The sequence below is a fragment of the Rhizobium sp. BK196 genome (assembly GCF_014193255.1).
GTDB lineage: Bacteria > Pseudomonadota > Alphaproteobacteria > Rhizobiales > Rhizobiaceae > Rhizobium.
Window position 1 is genome coordinate 348045 of sequence record NZ_JACHZB010000006.1, and the last position, 22177, is coordinate 370221.

Genomic DNA, 22177 nt, shown 5'->3' on the forward strand with positions numbered 1-22177 from the left:
CGGGTGGCGGCACCGCCGCCCGATCGGTCCGCGATGAGGGGGCTTCCATGAAATCGTCCAGAGCGCTCGGACTGGTGATGATCGCGCCTGCCGCGATCATGATCGTCTTGTTCTTCTTGATGCCGGTGGTTCTGACGGCGGTCTTCTCGATGACCAACATGACAACCGCGACCGGCATTTCCGTCGGCGTCTACCAGATCGCACCCAACTCTCTGATCGCGCTGAAAACGGCGATGCCCGAGATCGCGGCCGAAATGGCCGAACCGCGCTATACGATCGACGAGGCGGGCCTCGCGGCCGTCGAGGGTCTCGGGCTTGCGCCGGGGATTGCCGCCGAATTGCGCACCAAACATATGGGCGAGGTCTTTCCGACACGCCGCGACGTCGAGCGGATGATCAAGGATCTCGCCGACCGGCCTTCAACCCGCGACGTCAAGCAGATTTCCGAACAGTTCAATCGTTCCGTTCTCAACACCCGCTTCGACAGCAAGGAGCAGCTCTTTTCAGCGCTGGACGATCTGGGTTTCAAACTGACGCCGGAACAGAAAGAAACTGTCGCCAAGACCACCTATACCGGCTGGGTGTGGACATCAGACAATTTCTCGCGCATGACCGCTTCGCCCGACATGGCGCGGGTGCTTTTCAACACCGCGCTCTATGTCGCGCTGGTGCTGATACTCTTCAATGTCGGTTATGCGCTGCTGCTCGCTATTTGGACGCATTACATGCCGCCGACGCTGGCTTCGATCTTTCGCGGCATTTGGCTTCTGCCGCGGATTACCCCCGTCGTCATCTACGTGATGCTGTGGAAATGGCTTGCCTGGGATACGGGCTTCATTTCAATCCTGATGGGCAAGTTCGGCTATCCGCCGAAGAACTACCTGCTCGACAGCGCTTACAATGCCTGGTTCTTCGTCGTGCTGATCAACGGCTTCATCGGCGCCTCGATGGGCATGCTGGTCTTTTCCTCGGCGATGAAGGCCATTCCGAAGAGCCAGTTCTATGCGAGCGAGGTGGACGGCGCCTCGCGCTGGCAGCAGATCCGCTACATCATCCTGCCGCAGATGCGTTGGCCGATCCTCTTCGTCACCTGCTATCAGACGCTGTCGCTGCTTGCCTCCTTCAATGAAATCCTGCTCGCCACCAATGGCGGACCGGGCAACGCGACCGAGGTCTGGGCGCTCTCCGCCTATCACACGGCCCTCAGGAATTATGCCGGCAATCTCGAATACGGGCTGGGTGCCGCCATGGCGCTGGTCCTCGTCGTTATCGGCGTGGCGCTATCGCTCCTTTATCTGCGCGTCTTCAACTATGGCACGCTCGTCGCCAAGCCCTTGATCGAGGATTGACCATGGCCGAACGATCACAGCCCTCGGCAAATTATCGCAGCTGGCCAGTCATATCGGCGCTGACCATCGTCAGCCTGCCGCTGATCTTGATGTATGTCTATCTCTTCCTCGACACGGTGACAGTGAAGCAGCCGGATGCGCTTCTGCCCTCCGGCTTGACGCTCGCCCACTGGCGTTTCCTGTGGCAGACGACGGCGGGCAAGGCGAACATCTGGCATGTGACGCTGAACACGTTGTTGTTTTCGGCCTGCACCACCAGCCTGGTGCTCATGGTCTCGTCGATGGCAGGCTACGTGCTGTCGCGGCTAAACGTGCCGGCGCGCGGCTTCTTCCTCGCCGGCGTGATGGTGCTGCACGCCTTCCCGTCGGTGACGCTGATCATCGCGATCTTCATCGTGCTGCAGATGATCGGCCTATACAATTCGCTGATCGGCGTCATCCTGGTGAAGGCGGCGATCGACCTTCCGCTCGGCATCTGGCTGATGAAGGGTTTTTACGACACCGTGCCTTGGGAAATCGAAATGGCCGGCGTCGTCGACGGCGCCTCGCGTTTCCGCGTCTGGCGAAGCCTCGTTCTGCCGCAGGTCAAGCCTGGCATCATGGCGCTCGGCCTGTTCTCCTTCCTTGCCGGCTGGGGCGAATTCATCCTGCCGCAGGTGCTGGCGCCGGGCAATCAGGTGCAGGTGCTCTCGGTCTATCTCGCGGGCTTCCTCGCCGACGACAACAATTACGATTTCAACATGTTCAAGGCGGTTGGCCTCTTCTACCTCATTCCGGTGCTGATCGCTTACGCGCTCTTCAACAAATATCTCATGAACATCTACGGCGGCGGGAGCAAAGGCTGATGCGCATCCTCCTCGACAATTTCTCGAAGAGCTTCGGCTCCACCAAGGTCATCGAGAACATGAAGCTCGAAGTCGGCAGCGGCGAGATGCTGGCCCTGCTCGGCCCTTCCGGCTGCGGCAAGTCGACGACGCTCTTTTCTGTCTGCGGCATCCATAGGCCGAGCAGCGGGCGCATCCTCTTTGGCGACCGCGACGTGACGGACCTGCCGAGCCAGGCCCGCAACGTCGGCGTCGTATTCCAGTCCTATGCGCTCTATCCGCACATGACGGTTGCCGAAAACATCGGTTTTCCCCTCAAGGTGAAGGGCGTCAACGCCACAGAAATCCGCAAGCAGGTCGAGCGCATTTCCGGGCTTGTTCACATCAGCAACCTCATGGAACGCCGGCCAGCCGAGCTTTCGGGCGGTCAGCAGCAGCGTGTGGCACTTGCCCGCGCCCTCATCCGCAAGCCGGATGTGCTGCTGCTCGACGAACCACTCGCCAATCTCGATGCCAAGCTGCGGCTTGAAATGCGTTCTGAAATCCGCCGCATCCAGCGCGAGACCGGTATCACCGCCATCCTCGTCACTCACGATCAGGTGGAGGCGATGAGCATGTGCGACCGCATCGCCATCATGAAGGAAGGCGAGATCGTGCAGATCGCGACACCAGCCGAAATGTACAACGACCCGCGGACGTCCTTCGTCGCCGGCTTCCTCGGCAATCCGCCGATTACCTTCCTGCGCGGCGTCATGAAGGATGGCGCTTTCGCCATGCCGGAGAGCGAAATCCGCGTGCCGGTATCGGTCCAGGCTGCCGAGGGCACAAAGCTGACGCTCGGCGTGCGCCCAGAGCATTTCCATCCTGCCGGTGACGTCCCCATTGCCGGGAAGGTCACCTTCGCCGAAACGCAGGGCCGCGAAAACCTTTACGACGTGCAACTCGCCGGCGGTTGGCTGCTGCGCTCCATCCAGCCGGTCCGCAATGACATCACCATCGGCGACGAGGTGAAGTGGGCGATTGACAGCAAGGGCCTGTTCGTCTTCGACGAAGAAGGCCGGAGGCTCTGAGGGATGCGTGATTTTTCCAGTTTTTTCGAACGTTACGGCTGGCCCCGCGACAAGGGATATCTCCCTTTCTGCATCGGCCATCGCGGCGCGAGCGGGCATGAGCGGGAGAATACGCTCGAAGCCTTCCAGCGTGCCGCCGAACTCGGTGCGGAGATGTGGGAACTGGACACGCAGCTTACCCGGGACGGCGTGGTCGTGGTCTCTCACGACGATCATCTTGAACGCGTCTTCGGCGTCGACAGGCGCATTTCCCAAATGACGGCCGCCGAACTTGCCACTCTCGAAGGTGTCAATGTTCCGACCTTCGAGGGGGTCGCCGCTCTCGCACGGCGGACCAATACGGGCCTATATATCGAGCTGAAGGAGCCCGGCACCGGACTTCTGTGCTGGAAGCATCTTAGCGAAAAGAACCAGCGCTTTGCCTGCCTCGGCTCCTTCGATACCGCACAAGTGCGCGAACTTCGCGATGCGGGCTGCGATTATCCGCTCTCGGTGCTCATCCGCGTTGGACACGATCCGCATGCGGCGGGTGACGAGGCTGGCGCTAATATCCTGCATCTCTGCTGGGAACGAGCCGGCGAACGGCCGCAGGATCTCGTAAACGAAGAGCTGATGCAGCGCACTTTCAGTAAGGGCCGCGAGATCGTGCTGTGGCATGAAGAGCGGCCGGCCATCCTTTCCGACATCATGAAACTTCCGGTGCTCGGCATCTGCACGGACTTGCCCGATCTGATGCGCCCGGCCCCAGGGGACGAAAGACATGGCAGACAAGGATAACAAGGGACCGAGAAAGGTCACGTCTTTCGACGTGGCGCGTGTGGCGGGTGTTTCGCGTGCGGCCGTCTCGCGCGCCTTCACGCCGGATGCCAGCGTTTCGCCGAAGACGCGCGAAAAGGTCTACCAGGCCGCCAAGGATCTGGGTTACCGGGTAAACTATCTCGCCCGCAGTCTCACCAACAAGCGCTCCGATCTCGTCGGCCTCGTCGCCGCCGGCCTCGATAACCCGTTTCGCACATTGCAGATCGAGCATCTGGCGCGTGTGCTGATTGCACGCAATTTCCGACCGATCCTATTGCCGACTTCGAAGGAAGCGGACACATCCGCCGTTATCGGTCAGCTTCTGCATTATGCCGTTTCCGGCGTCATCGTCACGTCGGATGCTCCACCGACGGAGATCTGTGAACAATGCGCGGCTGAAGGCGTGCCGATCGTGCTGATCAACAAGGGCGATGATATTCCTTTTGTCGACCGCATCATTTCCGACGATCGCATGGCCGGCCATCTCGCCGCCACGCATCTGATCGAAAACGGCGTCAAGGCGCCGGCGGTCATTGCGGCACCTGCCATTTCTTATACGGCAAGGCGGCGCAGCGAAGCCTTCATGGCGGCCTGTCGGCAGCTCAGCCTCGATCCACGCATGATAGAGGTGAAAATCAATGATTATCAGAGCGGCTATGACGCAGCCGCTAATCTTACCTCGCTCGGTATCGACGGCCTCTTCTGCGCTAACGACTATATGGCTTGCGGTGTGATCGACCGCATCATGAAGGGACTCGGTCGCGAGGATCAGCCGCCGTTGCGCATCGTCGGCCATGACGACATTCCCCAAGCAAGTTGGGCGGCTTACGGCCTCACGACTATCCGCCAGCCTTGTGATGTCCAGGCCGAACAAACGGTCGATCTGCTAATGAGCCGGATCGCCGAGCCGGATATGACGGCTCGTGTCGAATTTACTCCCGTGACGCTGATAAAAAGAAGGACTACCTGATGAATTCCGCATTCGATGCTTCAGCCCTGACCGCGCGGGCGGAGGTCGCAATCGAGGTGGCCCGCGGGGTTGGACGCGAGGCCGCACGCTTCAGACGTGAAGGAAATCCGGCCGCACTGCACGTCGAAAACAAGGGGCTGCAGGATTTCGTTACCATCGCGGACAAGCAGGCGGAACAGGCAATTCGCCAAGGCCTGCTGGCGCGCTTTCCTGACGATACTTTCATGGGTGAGGAGACCGGCGGACAGTCCGGCTCTGCCGGCACCTGGGTCGTCGATCCGATCGACGGCACGACCAATTACATCAGAGGCTTTCGTCACTGGGGCGTTTCCATCGCCTTCGTCCTTGGCGGAACGGTGGAGATCGGCGTGGTCTATGATGCGGCCAACGATCAGGTTTTTTCCGCGATCCGCGGCAACGGCGCCTTCAAGGAAGGCCAGCCGATCCAGGCCGCTCCAACGACTGATCCCGCCAATGCGATCGTCGTGCTCGGCCATTCGCGCAAGACGAGTTTTGACGACTATGCGGCGCTTTCGAAGCGGCTCCATGAACGCGGCATGGATTATCGCCGCATGGGTGCAGCGGCAGTCGATCTCGTACGTGTCGCGGAAGGCGTTTCTGATCTATTCTACGAACGGCATCTCAATGCCTGGGATATGCTGGCCGGCGCGCTGATTGCCGCCGAGGCCGGTGCCAAGGTCGCCATTCCGCCTGTCGACATTCTGCTGAAGGATGGCGGCCCGGTTATCGCCCATTCGCCAGGCCTGGCAGAGGAGTTTGCCTTTCTCATCGAATTCGAGGGATTGGCGGGCTGATCAGCCCGCCATGCGCGCCAGCCACGCTCGCTCTGTCGCTGGGGCCTCGTCTGTGGTGACCTGATCGGGCTTCAACGCCATCAGCGCTGAGAAATTCGTCCATTCGGCATCGCTGAAGCCGCTGTCTGGGTTCTTCAATGTGAAGGTCCAGGCATCGACCCGTTTACCCTCGCTGTGGCAGAGCGCGATCATGTCGAGGCCGGCCTTTGCAGCATCGAGCAGCATCTGCCAGTAGAGATAGACGGTTTCCGGTGCGGTCGGGCCGCGCAGATCGGCAAGCAGTTCCTTTTCGACCGCTTTCCAGCCTTCGGCCCTGTAGATATTGCCGAGCTTGTCCGTCGGATCGATTCCGCGGCGCAGATGCGGCAACTTCTCCTTGACCGCCAGGATCAGCTCCAGACTGCTGGCGCTAACGATGACGGACGCAGAAATCTGCTGCAGGCGTTCAGCCAGGTGGGCAATACCCTTTTCACCGATCGCTTCGTAATCGTCCTTCATATCGAACTGCAGCAGCGCATCCGGATGGGCCGATTGCAGCATGGCGGCCAGATCTTCGCTGTAGAGGAGGGGACGATCGCCGTCCTTCATGCGCAGGCCGCGCAGCTCCGCGAGGCTCTTTTGGGCGATCAGACCGTGCCCCGTCGTCTCGCCTTCCAGTTCCTCGTCATGCAGCACGACAAAACCGCCATCGGCGCGCACCCTCAGGTCGAGCTCCATCGAGGCGCCGAGTTTGAAGCCTTCCGCCATCACCTCCGCCGAAAAGAGCGGATCGGCCATGCGTCGGCGCAGCCGGTGCCATTTCAGCAGGGTCGCATGGCCCTCGAACACGATCTGAAGTCCGCTTGCATCCGGCATTCTGTCATCCTCGGCATATTTGTCTTCGATCCTTCGTGCATTGGAAAAGCCCGATTCTCAAGAGGAGTTCGCAAACCCGGTCAAGGTCGAGATGAAGCCTTTTTCGCAGGCCGCTCCTAAAGCGGCATCTTGATGCGATGCAGTCACGCAAATTAGAATACAATTTTTATAGATAATATATCCCGGCGGCGCGATCCGTGGGAAAATCGCCACTCGGTTTTCCCAGGAGGTGGCGTATGTTTGCAGCGTTCAAAACGTTCCTTGTGAGGTTTTTCCGGGGCCGCGAGCGACCAATGTTTGAAACAATCGCCCGTGCGACGGCAGAGGATTCGGAAAGCCGCATGCACAGTCTGCGGGAGGAGGAGCTCTTTTTCTGGCAGCCGACGCCGTTCTCCTGGTATTGAAGTTAGGCGTTATAAGTCTTGGCGACCGCCTCCGATGCGTCGCCGACATCCGCCGGCAAGCCGGCCTGCCGCAAGGCCTCGCCATAGGCTACGACACCTGCGAGGACAGTCTGGAACGTCGCTCGTGGTCCTGTATGGTTCAATCGAATGAGATGCGACAGGTTGGTGCCGACACCGGCTGTCAACTCAACGCCCAGCCTCGCCGCAAAGCGGATGACGAATGCCGCTTCTATGCCTGCCGGTACGGAGACCGTGGTCACCAGATTTGACGCCTGTTCGGCAGGCACCCAGAGGTTGGCTCCCAGCGCTGACAAACCGGCCCGGCTTGCGGAAGCAGCCTTCTCATGGCGGGTGATGATTTGTTCGATGCTCTCTGCCTCGACCCGATCGAGGGCCGCTTCGAGTGCGAAGAATTCCAGCGGCGCGGGCGTTCCGGGCAGGGCGCCGTGGCCGTCATCCAGCCATGCCTTCAGGTCGGCGAGTGACAGGATGGAATCGCGCGGTGCATCGTCACGCAGGATCAGTTCCCAGGCGCGCGGGCTGACCGACAGAGCGGAGACGCCCGCAGGTCCTCCAAGCGCCTTCTGCGGGCCGATGACGGCTATATCGATGCCCGATCCATCGACATCGAGTCGATGACCGCCAACGGACGCAACTGCATCGACCACCGTAGCAATGCCCCGCGCCCGTGCCAGGACTATAATCTCAGGCAGCGGATTGAGAATACCGCTGGTCGATTCGGCGTGAACAAGCGCCAGTACATGGATGCCGGGATTGGCATCCAACGCTTCGGCAACCGTCTCGGCGTCGATCGGCAGGCCGGGTTGAGCGCTGATGTCGATGACATTAGCGCCGCCACGCCGCAGCCATTGTCCGAACCAGCCGCCATAGGGGCTGGTAACGATGTTCAGCGCCGAAAGGCCGGGCCTGGCAAGGCTGGTCGCGACAGCTTCGAGCGCTACGACGGCTTCGGCTTGCACCAGCAGCACGTCGTTGTCCGTCTTCAGGGCGGCGCCGATGCGGTGGGCGAGAGTGGCGTAACGTTTGGCCGGATAGACCGGCGCACCGTAAAGCGGGTTCCAGACTTCGGTCATGGGCGGCTCCTTCAATCGGGTTCGGTCACGAGGCGCGGCACGGCTGCGACGAGCCGGCGCGCCGCATCGGATCTTGGTGTCGTGACGATATCGGCTGCCGGTCCTTGCTCGACAATGTGGCCGGCATCCATGACTGCGATACGATGCGAGATCGCCCGCACCACTGCAAGATCATGGGAGATGAAGAGATAGGCAAGGCCGCGCTCGCGCTGCAGCGCGACCAACAGTTCGAGGATACGGCCACGAATGGTGACGTCGAGCGCGGAAACCGCCTCATCCAGCACCAGCAGAGATGGCCTCGGGGCAATGGCCCGGGCAATGGCAACGCGCTGGCGCTGCCCTCCCGAAAGCGTGTAGACCGGGCGTGAGGCAAAGGCGGCGGGGAGACCGACACGTTCGAGCAGCGTGAGGATTTCTGTCAGCCGTTGCCTGCTGTTGGCGATGCCGTGGATGCGTAGCGGGTCGCCCAGAACTGAGGCGACAGAGGCCAGCGGGTTAAAAGCCCCAAGCGTATCCTGAAACACCATCTGCATGCGCGCCCGCCTGCGCCGCAGTTCTGCGCCGCGAAGTGAAAGCCAGTCTTCTCCCGCAAAGCGGATAGAGCCGGAATCGGGCTGTATCAGGCGCAGGAGCACGCGCGACAAAGTCGATTTTCCGCTGCCCGAAGCGCCAACCAGTCCCAACGTCTCGCCTGCTGCAATCCTCAGAGAAACATTGTCGAGAGCGGCAACATGCCGGCCTGTCGTGGAATAGGCCTTCGACAATCCGTTGATATGCAAAAGCTCGCTCATGGGGCCACTTCTGCAATCAGCGGCGGCGTGGAAAGATCGCGATGGCTGGCAATAAGGGTGGCGGTATAGCTTTCTGCCGGCGACGACAGAACCCACCGGGTAGTGCCGGCTTCGACCAGTTCTCCATTACGGAAGACGGCGATGCGATCGACGAAACCGGAGGCGATCGCGATATCATGGGTGATGAAGAGCAGTGTCATGCCTTCTTCTCGCACCAGTCCATCGAGCAGGTCGACGATTTCAGCCTGTACCACCACGTCGAGCGCGCTGGTCGCCTCGTCGGCGATCAGCAAGGCGGGCTTGGCTGCAATCGCTGCGGCAATCGCCACGCGCTGCCGTTGGCCGCCTGAAAGCTGGTGCGGGAAAGCGCGCATGGCGCTTGCGGGCTGCGGCAAGCGCACCCGCTCCAGAAGTTCTTCGGCATGGGCATAGGCCTGTTGCCAACCGAGGCGGAGGTGTCTTTCGGCAGCTTCGGCAACCTGTTCACCGATGGTCAGCACCGGATTGAGGCTGGTGCCTGGATCCTGAAACACAAAACCGATATCGCGGCCGGGCACAGGAGCGCGGCCGAGTGCTGGCCATGTTATTTCGCCTTCGATCCTGGCCCGTTCCGGCAAAAGATCGGCGAGCGTCCGGGCAAGCGTGCTTTTGCCGGAACCGCTCTCGCCAATAATCGCCAGCCTCTCCCCCCTGACAATGTCGATGTCGACGGCTCTCAGCGCCGCCTCCCGTCCATAGCGGACCGAAAGGCTTCTCACGCTGCAGAAGGGCGGGCTCATCGGGAGCCCCCGTCAGAACCAAGCACTTTAGTCAGGCCCTCGCTGAAGAGGTGGACGCCGAGCACGGTGATTGCCAGCGCCAGGCCAGGCAGAACCGAAAGATAGGCAGCCGAGCGCAGTACGCTGCGGCCTTCGGCGATCATCGAGCCCCAAGTGGCGAGATTGGGATTGCCGAGACCGAGGAAGGAAAGGGCTGCTTCCGTGAGGATTGCGCCGGCAACGATCGTGGCCGACAGCGCCAGCACCGGTGGAAGGGCATTCGGGAGGATTTCCTTGAAGGCGATCTCGGCTGGATGCATTCCAATCACGCGCGCGGCTGCGACATAATCCCGCTCTCGGATGGACAGCACCTGTGCCCGCGTTAGCCGTGCCGGATCGGCCCAGGTGCCAAGCGCAATGGCAAAGACGACGACGGGCGTCGACACGCCGATAGTGCTGACGAAGGCGAGCGCCAGCAGAAAGCCCGGAACGATCTGGAAGGCGTCAACCACACGCATCAGTGTCTCGTCGACCAACCCGCCGGCAAAGCCCGCGGCCATGCCGACAAAGAGACCGAGCACCATGGCGGAGAGGGCGGCGGCAATACCGACAGCAAGCGAAGTCCGCGCGCCGTGGAGAAGGCCGGCGAGCACATCGCGGCCCAGTCGGTCCGTGCCGAGTGGCAGGCCCGGATCGGAGAAGGGCGTAAGTAACGCCCGGCCAGCAATACGCAGCGGATCCCCGGGCGATATTATCGGGGCCAGCAGGCCGGCAATGAACAGAGCCGCCAGGATGAAGAGCCCGATCGTGCCTTCTGGGGTCCGCAGGAGACGCCTGAGCAAGGTCATACGCAGCCCTCCGACGCGCCGATGCGCGGATCGAGCGCCGCATAAACGAGATCGACGATGAAATTGACGCAGATGACGAGAACGGCGCTCGTGACGATGATACCCATCAAGAGAGGCGCATCGCGTCCGTTGACGGCCTCCTGTGCCAGCCTGCCGAAGCCCGGAATGGCAAAGACGCTCTCGATGACCACGCTACCGCCGAGCATGGCGGCGGACTGCAGGCCGAGCATGGCGACAAGCGGCACGAGCGCATTGCGTGCCACGTGCCGAAGCACGATGCGGCTGCGCGATAGGCCTTTTGCCCGGGCAAACAGAACGAAATCGAGCTTCCACGCTACCGCCATGCCGGATCGCATGACGCGCAAGAACAGCGCGAGGTAGATAAAGGCGAGAGCTCCTACAGGCAGTGCAAGATGTTGCGCGATATCGAGAGCGCGTGAAAACCCGGTCTTTCCGGAGGCAATGGTTTCGATACCGGCGATCGGCAGCCAACGCAGCTTGACCGAAAAGAGGATGCTGAACACCAGCCCCAGCCAGAAGCTCGGGATGGTATAGACGATCAGCGAGCCGATCGAGAGAATACGATCCCGAAGGCTGCCTGGCTTCGCGCCGGCGAGGATGCCGAGCGTCGAACCCAACCCGAAGGACAGGGCCGTGGCACTGCCCATCAGGAGAAGCGTGTTCGGCAGCCTCTCGACGATGAGATCCCGCACGGGACGGTTGAAGGCCACTGACCAGCCGAGATCGAGGCGGCCGAGTGAAGACAGATAGAGCCAAAGGCGGGCAAAGACCGATTGGTCTAGGCCGTAACTCTCCCGCAGCGACTTGATGAGTGCGGCATCACCGCCGCCGATCGAACCGAGATAGGCGTCGACGGCGTCGCCGGAGGCGGATTCCAGCAGGAAGAAGCTGAAGATCACGACGATCAACAGGACCGGGATGCTGCTGATGATCCTGCGTCTCAGGAGGAGAAGTGCACGTTTCACGCCGGACGAGGCCTCTGCCGCAATTGCGCCTTCGACACTATCACGACTGCAGCGCGGTATCGCCCCAGTTCGAAACTGCCCATCGCGGATTGTCCGAAACGTTCAGCACCGTGTCGCGGGCGACCGTGATGAAGCCCCATTCGGCGACATTGATCAGTGGCAGTTCGGCCACCACAAGCTGCTGGAACTTGTAGTAGAGGTCGGTGCGTGCAGCCGTATCAACGGTCTCGGACGCCTGCTTAATGATCTTGTCGAGCTCGGCGCTGACATAGCCGCCCTGGTTGGAGAAGGGCACGCCGTCAGGCGTTCCGGACTGGACAAGGATCGTCGTGGAGATGGCAGGATCACCGCGGAAGACCGGCGGGCCGACGGCGATGTCGAAATCGTGGTCGGTATAGACTGCCTTTTGATGAGCCGCCGCATCGGCATTGACGATAACGGCATCGATACCGACGGCCGCAAGCGCCTGGCGCAGATAATCGCCGAACTGGCGCGTCTCGTTGAAATAGGGTGCCGGCCGCAGCTTGAGCTGGAATCGATTGCCGTCGGGGCCTTTGGTGTAGCCGCCCTGGTCCAGCAGCTCGTTTGCCGCCTTCACGTCGAAATTATAGTTGGCGACATCGGCGGTGTAGAATTCCTTCGAATTCTTCGGAACAGGGCCGGTGGATTCCGTCGCATAGCCGAGGAAGATCGTATCGACGACGAACTTCTTGTCGATCGCATGCGCAATCGCCTGACGGACCCTGAGATCGGAGAGTTCCTTGCGGCGATGATTGATCTCGATGACGAGCTGATAGGTGAGCGCCTCATAGCCCTTGGAGATCACCTTAATGCCCGCAACCTTGGAGATGCGGTCGAGATCGGCAAGCGGTACGGCCGAGAAGGCGGCGAGATGGATTTCCTCGGCTTCGAGTGCGGCTCCGGCCGAATCACGATCCGGCAGCACGCGGTAGACGATTTCGTTGAGCTTTGGCTCGCCCTTCTGCCAGTAATTCTCGTTGCGCGTCAGGCGGTAATATTCGCCCGGCTTGTATTCGGCGAACTTGAACGGGCCGGTGCCGACAAGCGTGTTGTTGGCCGGGTTCTTGGCGATATCGGTACCTTCAAAAATATGCTTGGGAACGACGCTGGTGACGGCTGGAAGCGCATTGCGGATGAGCTGGAAGGGCGTCGGCTTCGAGAAACGGAAGATCGCCGTGTGATCGTCGGGTGTATCGACTGCTTGCAGATTGGCGAAGACCACGCGACCGAGGTTCTGGAGCGGTTTCCAGACGTTGAGCGCCGAGAAGGCGACGTCGGCCGAGGTGAATGGCTTGCCGTCATGCCAGGTGGCGTTATCGCGTAGCTTGAAGGTGACAGAGAGTCCGTCGGCGGAGCCTTCCCAAGACGTGGCCAGACGTGGCGCCAAACCATCCGAGCCTTCGTAGGAGGCCTCCGCGAGTGGCTCGATCACCTTGCTCGCGATGAAGAAGACGCCGTTCGAGGCGACGATTGCGGGATTGAGGTTCTTCGGCTCGGAGTCGGCTGCAACGATCAGGCGCCCGCCGGCCGGTACGTCCTGCGCCACCGTAATACGCGACAACGCCGTCGTTCCGAGAAGCAGCGCCGTGCCCTTCAGCAGGCCGCGCCGAGAGATATCTGCAATAGTCATGCCCCCTCCTGATACCTAAGAAATTAAATGATCTATATTCGAGCTGAAACGGTAAGTGTGACAGGAATTAAATTCGAACAGCATGGCCAGGCGAGATATTTTTTGTCACCCAGCCATTATTTTTCAGCGGGCTGCCGACAGCGAGCCGCGGCGCGTCAATGCCGAGGTTGCGGTACGCCGCTCCCGGATGCGGCGCAACCAGCCGCGGTCCCGCGCTACCAAGCTTTTCACGCAGCGTACCCTGCCGGTATTCGGTCTTGTAGACGCCGCGCTTCTGCAGTTCCGGCACTAACAGGTCGACGGTGTCTTCGAAGCTCTCGGGCGTCACCGCATAGGCGAGGTTGAAACCATCGACGTCGGTATCCTCGACCCATTCCTGCATTAGATCGGCGACTGTCGATGGCGAGCCGACGAAGACAGGGCCGAAACCGCCGACGCCCACCCAATCGGCCATTTCGCGCACGGTCCATTCCTTATCCGGATCGATGGTCGTGAAGGTTTCGACAGCCGATTGCACCGCATTCGTATAGCGATGGCGCAGAACTTCATCCGGGCCGAACTGGCCGAAATCGATACCGGTCCAGCCTGATATCAGCGTCAGCGCACCCTCGAAGGAGGCGTATTGGCGATATTCGTTGAACTTGCGCTGTGCCTCGGCATCGGTCTCGCCGAGGACGACGGTCTGCAGGTTGAAGGCGAGGATTTCGCGCGGATTGCGTCCGAGCCGCTCCGCCGCCTGGCGGACATTGGCGACGTAACGCTTCAATACCGCTTTGGAGGGCGCCGCAACAAAGATGCATTCGGCATGCGCGCCGGCAAAATCCTTGCCGCGGCTGGAGGCGCCGGCCTGATAGAGCACTGGCGTGCGCTGTGGAGAAGGCTCGCTCAGGTGAATGCCGGGAACGTTGAAATATTTGCCGGAATGATTGATCGGATGGACCTTTTCCGGATGGGTGAAGATGCCGGCTTCGCGGTCGCGCACGACGGCGTCGTCCTCCCAGCTTCCCTCCCAGAGCTTGTAGCAGACCTCGAGATATTCTTCGGCGAGATCATAGCGGTCGTCATGGTTGGTCTGCGCGGCCTGGCCGATATTGAGCGCACCGCTGTTCAGATAGGAGGTGACGATGTTCCAGCCGACTCGACCTTTGGTCAGATGATCGAGCGTGGAGATTCGCCGGGCAAAAGTATAAGGGTGTTCGAAAGAGAGCGAAGCCGTCAGGCCAAAGCCGAGATGTTCGGTCTCATAAGCCATCGTCGGGATGAGCTGCAGCGGATCGTTGACCGGCACTTGCGCCGAATGGCGGAGCGCGGCATCGACATTGCCGTTCAAGACGTCATAAACACCGAGTACATCGGCGATGAAGAGACCATCGAACTTGCCGCGCTCCAGCGTTTTTGCCAGATGCACCCAATAATCGAGATCCTTGTAGGTCCAGGATTTGTCGCGCGGATGCCGCCATAGCCCCGGCGACTGGTGTCCGACGCAATTCATGTCGAAGGCGTTGAGCCTGATTTCACGGGTCATGTCATTCTTCCTGCGTTGTCGGCGAGGTGCGGTTCAGGCGCCGACGGTTTTTCTGTTTATGAAGCTGAGGGCGAGCACGGCAAAGATGAGCGTGCCGGTGCCGACCTGCTGCCAGTAGAAGTTCAGGCCAGTCAGCAGCAGGCCGTTGGCGACGATGCTGAGGAGCAGGACGCCGAGAACGGTGCCAAGCACATTGGGCCGGCCGAGCGGCGACAGCGTCGTGCCGATGAAGGTGGCGCCGATGGCGTTCAGCAGGAACGCATTGCCGGAGGAGGGGATGTAGACGGTCACCGTCGCCGTCAGGATGAGACCGGCAACGGCGGCAATCAGCCCAGCGAGAATGAAGGTGGCGGCAACAGGCGCGCCGAGACCGATGCCGGAATAGCGCACGACGCTCGGCTGGATGCCGATCGAGACTACCACGCGCCCGAAACGGGTCCGAGCGAAGATTGCGGCTGCGCCCGCGATGACGATGGCAGCAATCACCAATGGCACCGGAACGTTGGCAATCGTGCCGTGGCCGAGAAAGCGAAAGGCTTCCGGCACTCCCGAGGGCGGAAGATAAACCGGGTTGCCGCCATTGGTCAGCAATTGCTGGACGCTGCGCCCGATAAAGAGGGTGCCGAGTGTCGCGAGAAACGGTGCGACGCCGATCACGGATATGAGGACAGCGTTGAACGCGCCGACCAGCGCGCCGGCTGCAAGCCCGGCGATGAGCGCGAGCGGCACCGGCTGGCCCGCCAGAACGAAGGAGACGAAAGCAAAGCTTGCAAAATCGACGGCCGTGCCGACCGAGAGATCGATGCCGCCTGCGGAGACCGCGAAGGTCATGGCGATCGAGACGATGGCAAGCAGCGTGAAATTGTTGACGAGAATGCTTTGCAGGTTGCCGGGAGTGAAGAAGGTGGGCGCGAGGACGGAGAACACAGAGAAAACCACGATCAGCGCTATGATCAGGCCAAAGCGTGCGAGGCCGGCGAGCGAGCGTCCGGCTGAAGTTGAGGCGGACATATCAGATCTCCCGCTTGCGCAGTAATGTCGTGGCCGACACGACGATCAGGATGAGAAGGCCCTGCACACCGCTGACGAGCGTGCTTGGCAGGTTCAGGAGCTGAAAGCCGTTGGTGAGGAAGCCGATGAACAGCGCCGAGATCAGCGTTCCCGGAATGGTCGGCACCAGCCGCCGCGAAAAGACCGAGCCGAGCAGCGCAATGACGACGACAGGCAGCAGCGCCTCGCCCGAACCGGTCGTGCTGCCGCTGAGATAGGAGACCGAGAGAATGCCGGCAAAACCGCCGCAGAGCCCGCTGGCGATGAACGCGCCGGCAAGCAGCCGCTTGAGCGGCAGGCCGGCGGCGCGTGCCGCGTCCGGAAACTCGCCGACGGCATAAAGCCTGAGCCCGATCGGCGTATATTGCACGATCGCCGTGGCAATTGCCGTGAAGCCGAGCAGCACGTAGGCGAGAATGGGGATGCCGAAACTATCGGAGGCCGAAACAGCCGTCAGAAAATCGGTCGACGCAGGTACGACGGTGTTCTGCGTCAGGACAAGTTCGAGGCCGGCGACAACATTCATCACTGCGAGCGTAGCTAGCAGCGGGACGATTCCCGCGAGTACGACGGCGACGGCGTTGACCGCGCCGATCGCAACACCGGTCAACAAAGCCGCCGCCGCCGCTGTTGCGTCACCATAGCCAAGTTGGATCAGGGTCGCATAGACTGCAGCGCTCAGGCCCATATTGGCCGCCAACGACAGGTCGATGCCGCCGGTGACCACATTCGAGCCTCCGGCGATCAGCACGACTGTCAGTCCGATCGCCAATATACCGGAAATGGCGGACTGGCCGAGAACATTGCCGATATTGCCGACAGACAGAAAATAAGGCGCCGTCAAAGAGAACACGACAAGGATGGCCGCGAAGGCAAGCAGCGAGCCGAAGCGGAGCACCGCGACCGCCGCTGCGCCCCTGGCTTGCGACACGGGGTCCGTGGACGCGGTGGGAAGAGGCCCGAAATGAACGTCAGCCGACATGGCGCAATCCTTCCGAAGCGCCGGTCGAGATCGACAGGACTTCATCCGTTGTGGTTTTCGAGGAATCGAGCTCGCGGATCAGCCGGCCGCGGAAAAACACCAGGATCCTGTCCGTAATCCCGACGAGCTCCGGCAGGTCGGAGGAGAGAACGATAACGCCGGCCCCACGTGCGGCCAGTTCGCCGATCAGCGTATAGATTTCGACCTTTGAGCCGATATCGACACCGACGGTCGGTTCATCCAGCAGGTAGATTTCCGACTGGCGGCTCAGCCATTTGGCGATCGCCACCTTCTGCTGATTGCCGCCCGAGAGTGTGCGGACCAACGCATCGCGCCCGGCCGTTTTGATCTGCAGTCGCTTGATCAGGTCTTCCGTGTCGGAGCGCTCACGCTTGCGATTGAGGAAACCGAAACGGCTGTAACGGGCAAGGCTCGGGAGGGTGATATTTTCGGTCACACTGAGATCGAGGCCGACGCCGTGTCCGCGCCGGTCCTCGGGAACAAGCGCAAGCCGGCGGTCCACCGCTTTTGCGGGGCTGCCGGGCCGTACTGCTCGTCCCTCGATTTCAATCTCGCCGCTTGCGGCCTGTTCCAGACCGAAAAGCGTGCGGATCAGGTCTTTGGCGCCGGAGCCGAGGAGGCCGGTGATGCCGAGCACCTCGCCGCGGCGCAGGCTGAAACTGACGTCGTCAAACCGGTTGGGTGCCGAAAGCCCCCGGATATTCAGGATCGCTTCGCCGAGATCGACCCGGCGCTTGGGGAACATTTCGGTGAGGTCACGCTCGATCATCAGACCGGCGATCGCCTTGGCCGAGGTCCCGCCTGTCGGCAGCGAGGCCACATCCCGGCCGTTGCGCAGCACGGTGACGTGATCGCAGAGTTCTTCGATCTCGTTGAGATAATGCGAGATGTAGATAATGGTAACACCTTCGTCGCGCAGCCGGCGGATCAGGCGGAAGAGGATTTCAGCCTCGCGCCGTACCAATGCAGCGGTCGGCTCGTCGAAGACGAGAACTTTCGGCTGATGGAGCAATGCCCGCGTGATCTGGACGATCTGCTTTTCGGCGGTCGAGAGCTCGCCGATAAGGGCGTTCTTCGGCAGAGTGATCCCAAAATAATTGGCAAGGATCTCGCCGGCGCGTTTCTGCATTGCCCGGCGATCAAGGAAGGGTGTTCCCGCACGCCGCGTCTCGCGGCCGAGAAACAGTGCCTCGCCGACCGTGAATGTCGGAACCAGCAGTCTGTCCTGATGGATGAAATGAATGCCGAGCTCTTCGTTCAGATGCGGTGTCAGCCGATCATAGGCTTTGCCTTCGATTTTGATCGTGCCTTCGTCCGCGACATGCAGCCCGGCAAGCAGCTTGATCAGCGTCGACTTGCCGGCTCCGTTCTGGCCGACGAGGCCGTGGACGGTGCCGCGACGTATGGCGAGTGATGCGCCGGCCAGTGCCTGGGCGCCGCCGAAGCGCTTGACGATATGATCGAAGCGAATGATGACATTATCGTCGGCTGTCGCTTGCGTCGGGACGGGTACAGTCATGATGCCGCTTTCCAGGGACATGCGGACCCTGCGGCATCAGCCGCAAGGCCCGCCTTGATATCAGCCGATACCGAGCTTCTTGATGATCTCGGAGACGTTTTCCTTGTTGGCCAGCAGCGCCGGTACGTAGGTCTCGCGCGGCAGCGTCTGGCCGGCGAGCAGCCTGGCGACGTTGCGGACCGCGACACGGCCGATCTCCGCCGGCTGCTGGGCAGCATCGGCGCCAGCCGGTGAATTCTTGTCGGCAACAAGCTGGAGAACCTCTGGACTGCCGTCGACGCCATAGGTGCGGATTTCGTTGCGGCCGGCGGCGGCGATCGCCTGCGTTGCGCCGAGCTGCGGAATATCCCAGGCCGACCAGACGGCCTTGATCGAGCCCTTGTCCGGATATTTGTTGAGGATCGCAGTGATCTGCGTGAAGGCGTCCTGGACCGTATTCGGGATGACGTCGCGCAATTCCGGCTGGAGGATCTTCACCTTCGGGAAATACTTGACGACGTTGACGAGCTGATCGTAGCGGATGGCGCAGGGCGTGACACCGTAGAAGCCGTTGAAGACGACGATATTGCCTTCTCCGCCGATATCGGAAACGAGCTGCAGGGCGAGGTCCTTGCCGATGCCCCAATTGTCCGACGTCGTGTTGTTGATCGAATTGGTCGAGCCGACATCGACGGTCAGAACCGGAATGCCGGCGTCACGAGCCTTCTTCAGCCAGGGGTCGATGACGCTGAGCGTGCCGAGGATCTGCACCAGCGCATCCGGCTTCTGGGCGACGAGCGTCTGCAACTGGGCGATCAGCTTGCCGTCGTTACGCCCGGCATCGACTGCGATCGGCTCGCCGCCAAGCCGCTTCACCTCTTCGATCTGGGCATTATAGACCTGCAGATCGAAATAGTGGTCCGTTCCGGTGGCGCTGATGGCGATGCGCTTGCCTTTCAGGGAAAGCCCTTCGTCTTCGGCCCTTACGGCCGGTGCGGTCAGCATGCTGGCGCCTGCAAAGGTGGCACTTGCGACGGCAGCAAGTTTCAAGATTTTACGGCGTCCGAAGCCGCCTCCAAGTCCTTCATTCATAACGATACCCTCTCGGTTTGATAAACTATAAATTATATAGATTTAAGGCGTATAAGAGGTACGTTATTCCAAAAGCATGCGGTCGCAGGAAATTTTCTGAAGCTAAAGCTGGCTTCAGCGATCGCTGTTGCGACCGAGCCCATAGGTCAGGGCAAGTGCTCCGACGAGCACGGCGCCCTTGACGAAATCCTGCGTGTAGTAGGGAGCGTTCAGCATCGTCAGGCCGTTGAGCAGCACGCCGACGAAGACGGCGCCGGCAATGGTGCCAAGCACGTTGGGTCGGCGCAGGTTGAGGACGGCAAAGCCGATGAGGGCGGCCGCGACCGAGTCCATCAGCAGCGATCCGCCGGAGGAGACATCGCCGCGGCCCACACGGGCCGCGATCACGATACCGCCAAGGGATGCCAGGGTCCCAGAGATGACATAGGCGAGCGTCTTCAACCGTGTGGTGGAGGCGCCGGCAAGCCGTGTCGCCATCTCGTTGCCGCCGGTGGCAAAGAGCAGCCGGCCAATGCGAGTGCGCTCGGTCAACACGAACAGGACGATGGCAACGATGGCCATCAGCACCACGGAGACGGGCAGGGTGGCAAAGAGGCTGTAGCGGCCGATCAGCAGGAAAGCCGGATCATAGGCGCCCGTCGCCTTGGAGCCGTCTGGCAGGACAAGGCCTGCCGAAATCGACCGCCCGGCCGTCGGAATAAGCTGCAGGCCCGAGAGCAGGAACATCATCGCAAGGGTGGCCAGCAGGTCGGGGACGCGAAGCCGCACGATGAGCAAGGCGTTGACGAGCCCGACCGCCGCGCCGAAGGCAAGCACCAACGGCACTGTGGCGAAAACATCGAGATGCCAGACGATCATCGCATAGCTCGCGGCCATGACGCTGGAGGCGGCGACCGCTCCGATCGAGAGGTCAAAACCGCCGACGGCCAGCGTTACCGTCACACCGGCGCCGAGGATCGCAACGACCGATACGGCCTGGAGGATGCTCATCAGGTTGCCGATATTGGCGAAGGCCGGTTGCGCGATCGTGAAGCCGATCATCATCAGTCCGAGCAGGATGAACACCGCGCCGGCGCGCAGAAAGCTGCCGAGCACTGGGACGCCGGCACCCTGGCCGTGGTTCGTTGCGGTCGAGCCTGCCTTTGGCAAGGCCTCCTCATCGATGGTTGTCATGCGGAAAGTTCCTGTCGGGATGAAGAAGAGGCATCGTCGATAAGATCAGGCAGCAAGCTGTGGTGCTCGATTGTCAGGATGCGATCGGCGACCTCATAGGCCTCTTCGGGATCGGATGTTGCGATCAGTGTGGCGCGGTCGGTGCGCGCCCGGATCGCCTGGATGATGTCGTGGCGGGCGCCGACATCGACGCCCTGGAACGGCTCGTCGAGCAGCAGCAGCCGGCTTGGCTCCGCCTCCCAGCGAGCGATGACAGTCTTCTGCTGATTGCCGCCGGACAGTGACCAGATCGAAGCGAGCGGACCGGCGGCCTTGATGCCCAGCCGGGAAATGGCCTGTTCCGCCTCGCGCTGCTCGCGGCCGCCGAAAAGCAGGCCGCTCGGATACCATTTGGCAAGATGCGGAAGGCTGATGGTGGCTGCAAGCGAATTGCCGGGCCACGCCGCCGGCATCAGCGAGGAGCGATGACGATCCTCGGCTGCCATAGCGACGCCTGCAACAATCGCCTCGGCCGGCGATTTCGGCCGATAAGGCTTGCCGTCGAGTTGCATCGCGCCGTCAGCCATGTCTCGAATGCCGAAGATCGACGACAACAGGCGGCTTTTGCCGGCCCCCAGCACGCCTGTGATGGCAACGACCTCGCCTTCATGCAGGGTCAGGTCGAAGGGCTTGCTTGACGGCAGAAGGCGGATGCCATGCATTTCGAAAATGGCTGAGCCCGTCGCCGGGCGGGCGTCTGGCCGCGCTGCTTCAAGCCTGCGACCGATCATCGTTTCGATGGCGCTGGAAAAGTCGATTGGCCGGTTGAAGCTGCCGACGATGCGGCCGCCACGCATGACGAGTGCCCGGTCGGCGACCGCTTCCAAGTCGGTAGTCCGATGAGAAATATAGAGGATCGCAAGGCCCTGCGCTTTGAGACCAAGCAGGATATCGAACAGGCGCCGGCATTCTTCTGCCGAAAGGCTTGCGGTCGGCTCGTCGAGGATCAGCAACTCGGCCCTATTGGCAAGCGCACGGGCGATCGCCACAAGCTGCCGGTCGGCGGCGGTCAGATCGCCGAAATCCCGGTCGAGCGGCAGCGAGAAGCCGGCGGCGTCGAGCATGGCAAGCGCTTCGCGGCGTACGCTTGCCCGAGAGAGAAAGAAGGGCGTGCTGCCCTCCGCAAAGCGATGCAGCAACAAAGCGTCGGCAACGGTCAGTCCTGCCGCTCCAACAAGATCCGTCGACTGGTGCACGGTGACGACACCGGCCTTTGCCGCCTCGGATGGCGTCTTAGGTGAAAAAGACAGGCCGTTCAGGCTGATTGCGCCCGCGTCTGCTGCAAGTACGCCCGAGACTATTTTCACCAGCGTTGATTTGCCGGCACCATTTGCGCCCATGAGCGCGACGATCTCGCCCCGCTCGATAGAGAAACAGGCGCCGGAAAGCGCACGGGTGGACCCGAAACTGCGGGTAATATTGTCAACGTGAAGGAGCGGCATCGGGCATATCCGGGTCTGCTTTTGAGCCGCGATATTGGCCTGACCGATGCCCGAACTGCGAGGCAAGCCTTGCCCCGGTCGCATAGCGACGGGAACAAAGAATCTCCTGAACTGGCAAAAATCGCATCATTAAATCTACTAA

21 protein-coding genes are annotated in these 22177 nt (G+C 61.4%); 7 read left to right on the forward strand and 14 right to left on the reverse strand.

Annotated elements, in window-relative coordinates; all coding sequences use genetic code 11:
* Positions 1-47 precede the first annotated feature (47 nt).
* Genes FHT78_RS21005 through FHT78_RS21030 form a run of 6 tightly spaced genes read left to right on the forward strand, consistent with a single transcriptional unit; the run spans position 48 to position 5826 of the window.
* Positions 48-1349 (forward strand): ABC transporter permease subunit, encoded by a 1302-nt coding sequence (locus tag FHT78_RS21005; protein WP_183748266.1) that lies wholly within the window; start codon positions 48-50, stop codon positions 1347-1349.
* 2 nt (positions 1350-1351) lie between these two features.
* The gene (locus FHT78_RS21010; RefSeq protein WP_183748268.1) at positions 1352-2194 is read left to right on the forward strand and encodes a carbohydrate ABC transporter permease; all 843 of its coding nucleotides are present in this window, start codon (positions 1352-1354) and stop codon (positions 2192-2194) included.
* Positions 2194-3243 carry an ABC transporter ATP-binding protein gene (locus FHT78_RS21015; protein ID WP_183748270.1) on the forward strand — a complete coding sequence of 350 codons (1050 nt, stop codon included), beginning with the start codon at positions 2194-2196 and terminating at the stop codon, positions 3241-3243. The genes FHT78_RS21010 and FHT78_RS21015 overlap by 1 nt, the downstream gene beginning before the upstream one ends.
* Positions 3244-3246: 3 nt before the next feature.
* Positions 3247-4020 carry a glycerophosphodiester phosphodiesterase gene (locus FHT78_RS21020; RefSeq protein ID WP_183748272.1) on the forward strand — a complete coding sequence of 258 codons (774 nt, stop codon included), beginning with the start codon at positions 3247-3249 and terminating at the stop codon, positions 4018-4020.
* Positions 4004-5011 (forward strand): LacI family DNA-binding transcriptional regulator, encoded by a 1008-nt coding sequence (locus FHT78_RS21025; protein ID WP_183748274.1) that lies wholly within the window; start codon positions 4004-4006, stop codon positions 5009-5011. The genes FHT78_RS21020 and FHT78_RS21025 overlap by 17 nt, the downstream gene beginning before the upstream one ends.
* Positions 5011-5826, forward strand: a complete 816-nt coding sequence (locus FHT78_RS21030; protein WP_183748276.1) for an inositol monophosphatase family protein — start codon at positions 5011-5013, stop codon at positions 5824-5826. Before FHT78_RS21025 ends, FHT78_RS21030 begins: the two co-directional genes overlap by 1 nt.
* On the opposite strand, the gene FHT78_RS21035 is transcribed toward FHT78_RS21030, so the two are convergent.
* Positions 5827-6681: a glycerophosphodiester phosphodiesterase family protein gene (locus tag FHT78_RS21035; protein ID WP_183748277.1), complete on the reverse strand. Its 855-nt coding sequence runs from the start codon at positions 6679-6681 to the stop codon at positions 5827-5829.
* A 236-nt stretch (positions 6682-6917) separates the two neighbouring features.
* On the opposite strand from FHT78_RS21035, the gene FHT78_RS21040 reads away from it, so the two are divergent.
* On the forward strand, positions 6918-7085 hold the full coding sequence (locus FHT78_RS21040; protein ID WP_183748279.1) for a hypothetical protein: 168 nt from the start codon (positions 6918-6920) through the stop codon (positions 7083-7085).
* Between the two features lie 2 nt (positions 7086-7087).
* Here FHT78_RS21040 and FHT78_RS21045 read toward each other — a convergent pair whose 3' ends face one another.
* From FHT78_RS21045 to FHT78_RS21105, 13 genes are all read right to left on the reverse strand, one after another.
* Complete coding sequence (locus FHT78_RS21045; protein WP_183748281.1) at positions 7088-8179, reverse strand: aminotransferase class V-fold PLP-dependent enzyme; 1092 nt, start codon at positions 8177-8179, stop codon at positions 7088-7090.
* An 11-nt stretch (positions 8180-8190) separates the two neighbouring features.
* Positions 8191-8970, reverse strand: coding sequence for a dipeptide/oligopeptide/nickel ABC transporter ATP-binding protein (locus FHT78_RS21050; RefSeq protein ID WP_183748283.1), 780 nt, complete (start codon positions 8968-8970; stop codon positions 8191-8193).
* Positions 8967-9749 (reverse strand): ABC transporter ATP-binding protein, encoded by a 783-nt coding sequence (locus FHT78_RS21055; protein ID WP_183748285.1) that lies wholly within the window; start codon positions 9747-9749, stop codon positions 8967-8969. Before FHT78_RS21055 ends, FHT78_RS21050 begins: the two co-directional genes overlap by 4 nt.
* Positions 9746-10576, reverse strand: a complete 831-nt coding sequence (locus FHT78_RS21060; protein ID WP_183748287.1) for an ABC transporter permease — start codon at positions 10574-10576, stop codon at positions 9746-9748. Before FHT78_RS21060 ends, FHT78_RS21055 begins: the two co-directional genes overlap by 4 nt.
* The gene (locus FHT78_RS21065; protein WP_183748289.1) at positions 10573-11562 is read right to left on the reverse strand and encodes an ABC transporter permease; all 990 of its coding nucleotides are present in this window, start codon (positions 11560-11562) and stop codon (positions 10573-10575) included. The genes FHT78_RS21060 and FHT78_RS21065 overlap by 4 nt, the downstream gene beginning before the upstream one ends.
* Positions 11563-11602: 40 nt before the next feature.
* Positions 11603-13213 (reverse strand): ABC transporter substrate-binding protein, encoded by a 1611-nt coding sequence (locus FHT78_RS21070; RefSeq protein ID WP_183748291.1) that lies wholly within the window; start codon positions 13211-13213, stop codon positions 11603-11605.
* A gap of 67 nt (positions 13214-13280) precedes the next feature.
* On the reverse strand, positions 13281-14738 hold the full coding sequence (locus tag FHT78_RS21075) for an LLM class flavin-dependent oxidoreductase (RefSeq protein ID WP_246715386.1): 1458 nt from the start codon (positions 14736-14738) through the stop codon (positions 13281-13283).
* Positions 14739-14771: 33 nt separating this feature from the next.
* Positions 14772-15749: an ABC transporter permease gene (locus tag FHT78_RS21080; RefSeq protein ID WP_183748293.1), complete on the reverse strand. Its 978-nt coding sequence runs from the start codon at positions 15747-15749 to the stop codon at positions 14772-14774.
* Between the two features lies 1 nt (position 15750).
* Positions 15751-16770, reverse strand: coding sequence for an ABC transporter permease (locus tag FHT78_RS21085; protein WP_183748295.1), 1020 nt, complete (start codon positions 16768-16770; stop codon positions 15751-15753).
* Positions 16760-18310, reverse strand: coding sequence for a sugar ABC transporter ATP-binding protein (locus FHT78_RS21090; RefSeq protein ID WP_183748297.1), 1551 nt, complete (start codon positions 18308-18310; stop codon positions 16760-16762). The genes FHT78_RS21085 and FHT78_RS21090 overlap by 11 nt, the downstream gene beginning before the upstream one ends.
* Before the next feature lie 60 nt (positions 18311-18370).
* The gene (locus FHT78_RS21095) at positions 18371-19381 is read right to left on the reverse strand and encodes a sugar ABC transporter substrate-binding protein (protein WP_183748299.1); all 1011 of its coding nucleotides are present in this window, start codon (positions 19379-19381) and stop codon (positions 18371-18373) included.
* Positions 19382-19495: 114 nt separating this feature from the next.
* On the reverse strand, positions 19496-20554 hold the full coding sequence (locus FHT78_RS21100; protein WP_183748301.1) for an ABC transporter permease: 1059 nt from the start codon (positions 20552-20554) through the stop codon (positions 19496-19498).
* Positions 20551-22035 carry a sugar ABC transporter ATP-binding protein gene (locus tag FHT78_RS21105; RefSeq protein WP_183748303.1) on the reverse strand — a complete coding sequence of 495 codons (1485 nt, stop codon included), beginning with the start codon at positions 22033-22035 and terminating at the stop codon, positions 20551-20553. The genes FHT78_RS21100 and FHT78_RS21105 overlap by 4 nt, the downstream gene beginning before the upstream one ends.
* Between the last annotated feature and the right edge of the window lie 142 nt (positions 22036-22177).

Excerpts from the sequence above, each read along its gene's own strand:
- FHT78_RS21095 (WP_183748299.1), bottom strand. The coding sequence starts at position 19,381 with ATGAATGAAGGACTTGGAGGCGGCTTCGGACGCCGTAAAATCTTGAAA.
- FHT78_RS21055 (WP_183748285.1), bottom strand. The coding sequence starts at position 9,749 with ATGAGCCCGCCCTTCTGCAGCGTGAGAAGCCTTTCGGTCCGCTATGGA.
- FHT78_RS21085 (WP_183748295.1), bottom strand. The coding sequence starts at position 16,770 with ATGTCGGCTGACGTTCATTTCGGGCCTCTTCCCACCGCGTCCACGGAC.
- FHT78_RS21015 (WP_183748270.1), top strand. The coding sequence starts at position 2,194 with ATGCGCATCCTCCTCGACAATTTCTCGAAGAGCTTCGGCTCCACCAAG.
- FHT78_RS21100 (WP_183748301.1), bottom strand. The coding sequence starts at position 20,554 with ATGACAACCATCGATGAGGAGGCCTTGCCAAAGGCAGGCTCGACCGCA.
- FHT78_RS21045 (WP_183748281.1), bottom strand. The coding sequence starts at position 8,179 with ATGACCGAAGTCTGGAACCCGCTTTACGGTGCGCCGGTCTATCCGGCC.
- FHT78_RS21075 (WP_246715386.1), bottom strand. The coding sequence starts at position 14,738 with ATGACCCGTGAAATCAGGCTCAACGCCTTCGACATGAATTGCGTCGGA.
- FHT78_RS21105 (WP_183748303.1), bottom strand. The coding sequence starts at position 22,035 with ATGCCGCTCCTTCACGTTGACAATATTACCCGCAGTTTCGGGTCCACC.
- FHT78_RS21090 (WP_183748297.1), bottom strand. The coding sequence starts at position 18,310 with ATGACTGTACCCGTCCCGACGCAAGCGACAGCCGACGATAATGTCATC.
- FHT78_RS21025 (WP_183748274.1), top strand. The coding sequence starts at position 4,004 with ATGGCAGACAAGGATAACAAGGGACCGAGAAAGGTCACGTCTTTCGAC.
- FHT78_RS21060 (WP_183748287.1), bottom strand. The coding sequence starts at position 10,576 with ATGACCTTGCTCAGGCGTCTCCTGCGGACCCCAGAAGGCACGATCGGG.
- FHT78_RS21050 (WP_183748283.1), bottom strand. The coding sequence starts at position 8,970 with ATGAGCGAGCTTTTGCATATCAACGGATTGTCGAAGGCCTATTCCACG.
- FHT78_RS21070 (WP_183748291.1), bottom strand. The coding sequence starts at position 13,213 with ATGACTATTGCAGATATCTCTCGGCGCGGCCTGCTGAAGGGCACGGCG.
- FHT78_RS21010 (WP_183748268.1), top strand. The coding sequence starts at position 1,352 with ATGGCCGAACGATCACAGCCCTCGGCAAATTATCGCAGCTGGCCAGTC.
- FHT78_RS21040 (WP_183748279.1), top strand. The coding sequence starts at position 6,918 with ATGTTTGCAGCGTTCAAAACGTTCCTTGTGAGGTTTTTCCGGGGCCGC.
- FHT78_RS21035 (WP_183748277.1), bottom strand. The coding sequence starts at position 6,681 with ATGCCGGATGCAAGCGGACTTCAGATCGTGTTCGAGGGCCATGCGACC.
- FHT78_RS21020 (WP_183748272.1), top strand. The coding sequence starts at position 3,247 with ATGCGTGATTTTTCCAGTTTTTTCGAACGTTACGGCTGGCCCCGCGAC.
- FHT78_RS21080 (WP_183748293.1), bottom strand. The coding sequence starts at position 15,749 with ATGTCCGCCTCAACTTCAGCCGGACGCTCGCTCGCCGGCCTCGCACGC.
- FHT78_RS21005 (WP_183748266.1), top strand. The coding sequence starts at position 48 with ATGAAATCGTCCAGAGCGCTCGGACTGGTGATGATCGCGCCTGCCGCG.
- FHT78_RS21030 (WP_183748276.1), top strand. The coding sequence starts at position 5,011 with ATGAATTCCGCATTCGATGCTTCAGCCCTGACCGCGCGGGCGGAGGTC.